Source organism: Pseudomonas sp. NPDC087804 (genome assembly GCF_044742965.1).
GTDB lineage: Bacteria > Pseudomonadota > Gammaproteobacteria > Pseudomonadales > Pseudomonadaceae > Aquipseudomonas > Aquipseudomonas rustica.
In genome coordinates this window covers 1-2,530 of record NZ_JBIUVN010000056.1, presented here as the reverse complement: position 1 = coordinate 2,530, position 2,530 = coordinate 1, and the positions used below count along the sequence as shown (strand labels likewise).

Annotated in this window: 3 protein-coding genes and 1 tRNA gene; all 4 read right to left on the bottom strand. The window is 53.8% G+C overall.

What is annotated here, in order from left to right:
• Positions 1-80 (bottom strand) — tRNA-Tyr (locus ACIOMO_RS27680).
• A 143-nt stretch (positions 81-223) separates the two neighbouring features.
• A complete protein-coding gene (locus ACIOMO_RS27675; protein ID WP_401244661.1) occupies positions 224-661 on the bottom strand; it encodes a hypothetical protein in 438 nt (145 codons plus the stop codon).
• Positions 662-668: 7 nt separating this feature from the next.
• Positions 669-1,418: a pantothenate kinase gene (locus ACIOMO_RS27670; protein WP_401244659.1), complete on the bottom strand. Its 750-nt coding sequence runs from the start codon at positions 1,416-1,418 to the stop codon at positions 669-671.
• Entirely contained in the window at positions 1,408-2,361 is a 954-nt protein-coding gene (birA, locus tag ACIOMO_RS27665; protein WP_401244657.1) for a bifunctional biotin--[acetyl-CoA-carboxylase] ligase/biotin operon repressor BirA, read from the bottom strand. The genes ACIOMO_RS27670 and birA overlap by 11 nt, the downstream gene beginning before the upstream one ends.
• Positions 2,362-2,530: the final 169 nt, after the last annotated feature.

The window sequence follows — 2,530 nt, the reverse complement described above, 5'->3', positions numbered from 1 at the left end:
GAGGGAGAACGATTCGAACCTTCGAAGTCGTAGACGTCAGATTTACAGTCTGATCCCTTTGGCCGCTCGGGAACCCCTCCTAATCAGGCCGGCATTCTATACCATGCCAAGCCCCTGTCAAGCATTTTCTCATTTAAAAACCTGAGGTTATCTGCATTGACATCACTCTACTGCTGCGACCTTTTCAGGTCTTCGCTGTGGAGCGGGCGCCATTCTATGCAAACTATTCAGTAGGTGCAACCCCCTCGCACAGCATTATTTTATGTTTTAACTCATTGAATTCCTTGGAAAGGTTCTGCAGCTGCAAATCACCCAGCAAACGCTCGCCCTCAGGCGCGATCCGGAGCCAATAACCACCCTCCGGGACGTTTTTGTGCAAAGGTTGCGAGCGAACCTTCATTTCCTCAAGACGCCGCTCAAGGGCCAAGGCCGGATCCTGAACTGCAAAACCACCCACATAAAGGCATTTTTCTTCGCCCTGGGCAGCTTCGGATTTCTCGCGGGAGGCGCCGCCGCTCTCACTTAGCAACCGAATATCCTGCTGCGACCCCTTATATAAACTGAGAGGCGTGACATCCTTGGCACGCAAAGGAGCTTCCTGCTGGTGCCAGACGTAATAGAACACATTGAGAACAAGGAGCAGCAGGAACAACCAACGCATACGAACCTCAGGACAAAGGACAGGCCATCGCCAACCCTACGAAAACCAAATCCGGGACGAGACGAGCACCAGGAGCAACACTGGCAACCAGGTCAGCATCACCGCCAGTGACAAACACTGTAAAACTCTCCCCCCAATACTCACGCGCGATATCTAACTGAGTGAGTACAAATCCTTTAAGCATCAAAGAACAGCCCCGCTCTACAGCCTCAACCGTGGTTCGCCCAGGAGCCAGGCTCGTCAAGGCACGCTCCGCCGCAACATCTCCATAACGAATCTTCCGTGTATGGGTTCGCAACTGATTACGCATCAACGGCATGCCCGGACAGATAAAGCCACCCAAGTGGTCTCCATCTGCCGAGATGAAATCGGCGGTAACTGCCGTACCAAAATCCAGCACCAGGCAGGCACCCGACGCCAGGTGATACCCACCAAGCATGGCAAGCCACCGATCAAGCCCCAACCGCTCATAGTCTTCGTAGCCGTTTTTGACTCCGGACATTTCCCGAGCGGGCTGAGCGCACACCGCAGAAACACCGAACGCTTGCTCAAGCAGCTTAATGAGCGCTTCGGTTTCTTCAGCAGTCCTGACACTGACCAAACGGCATTTACGCAAAGATATTTTGCCAAGTGAGCGCAGACTTTCGATCAACGCCGAGTCGGAATCGACCACCCCCTCAGAAAACAGAGACGCAGCCGCGGCGTCCAATACACGCCACTTTATGAAGCTATTGCCGCAATCGAGCTCAAGAATCATCACGCAACCTCAAGCTGAGCTCACCACCACTAAAAAGTTTTTCCACACCATCCACCTGCAATCGCAGCGCACCTTGATTATTAATTCCAAGCACAACACCATCGATCTGGTTAGTGCCGGCGATCAATGAAACAGACCGCCCCTGCCACAGATGGCCGTCCTGCCACTCGGCTTGTAGAGCCGAGAAGCCTCTATCCTGGTGACGCTGGATATATGACTGCAACTGCTCGCTCAACTGAACAGCTAACGCGTTGCGATCGCAGACCTGACCAGACTCGAGTCGCACGGATGTCCATTGCTGATCGACTTCCTCAGCGGCCTGCATATTAACGTTGATGCCTATGCCCAAGACCACGTGACAAACGTCCGCGGGATCGCCGACGAGCTCAAGCAAGATACCGGCGATTTTCTTATTACCGACCAGAACATCGTTCGGCCACTTCAATCCCGCCCCGGCGACACCGACTTTTCGCAAGGTGTGCATGACAGCTAGACCCACGACAAGGCTCAAACCTTCCAACTGCCGCATTCCGCCATCGATGCGCAGCACGAGACTGTAATAAAGGTTGTCAGCAAATGGACTCACCCATTTGCGCCCTCTCCGTCCGCGCCCAGACACCTGCCGTTCAGCAAGCACGAGAAAAGGCGCCGATCGGCCCTGACCGATCGCGCGCAATCCCTCGGCATTTGTCGAGTCAATGGAGTCGAATACTGCAACCGGCCAGCCTGGCGCCATTTCCGCTATTTTGAGAGGATCAAGCAACATCAGAGGCGTCGCCAATTGATACCCGCGCCCGCGAACTTTATGGATGGACAGCCCGAGTTCAGCCTCAAGATGCTGAAGCTGTTTCCATACTGCACTTCGACTAATCCCCAGGGCCGCCCCCAGATCCTGACCAGAATGGAATCGCCCATCCTTCAGAAGGTTCAACAACGTCAACATGCAGGTCTCGCCTCACAATGAGGCCCGAATAATAGCTATGCCCCGGGCCGTTGCATAGAAATCAAGCACATGCATTTCCTGCGGGCAAAACAAAACCCCAACTGCTTTCGCAATTGGGGTTTCGGAATTTAATCTTGACGATGACCTACTCTCACATGGGGAAACCCCA

What these genes read in the sequence shown, in the direction of transcription:
- ACIOMO_RS27675 (WP_401244661.1), bottom strand. Translation starts at nt 661, where the DNA reads ATGCGTTGGTTGTTCCTGCTGCTCCTTGTTCTCAATGTGTTCTATTAC.
- ACIOMO_RS27670 (WP_401244659.1), bottom strand. Translation starts at nt 1,418, where the DNA reads ATGATTCTTGAGCTCGATTGCGGCAATAGCTTCATAAAGTGGCGTGTA.
- birA (WP_401244657.1), bottom strand. Translation starts at nt 2,361, where the DNA reads ATGTTGACGTTGTTGAACCTTCTGAAGGATGGGCGATTCCATTCTGGT.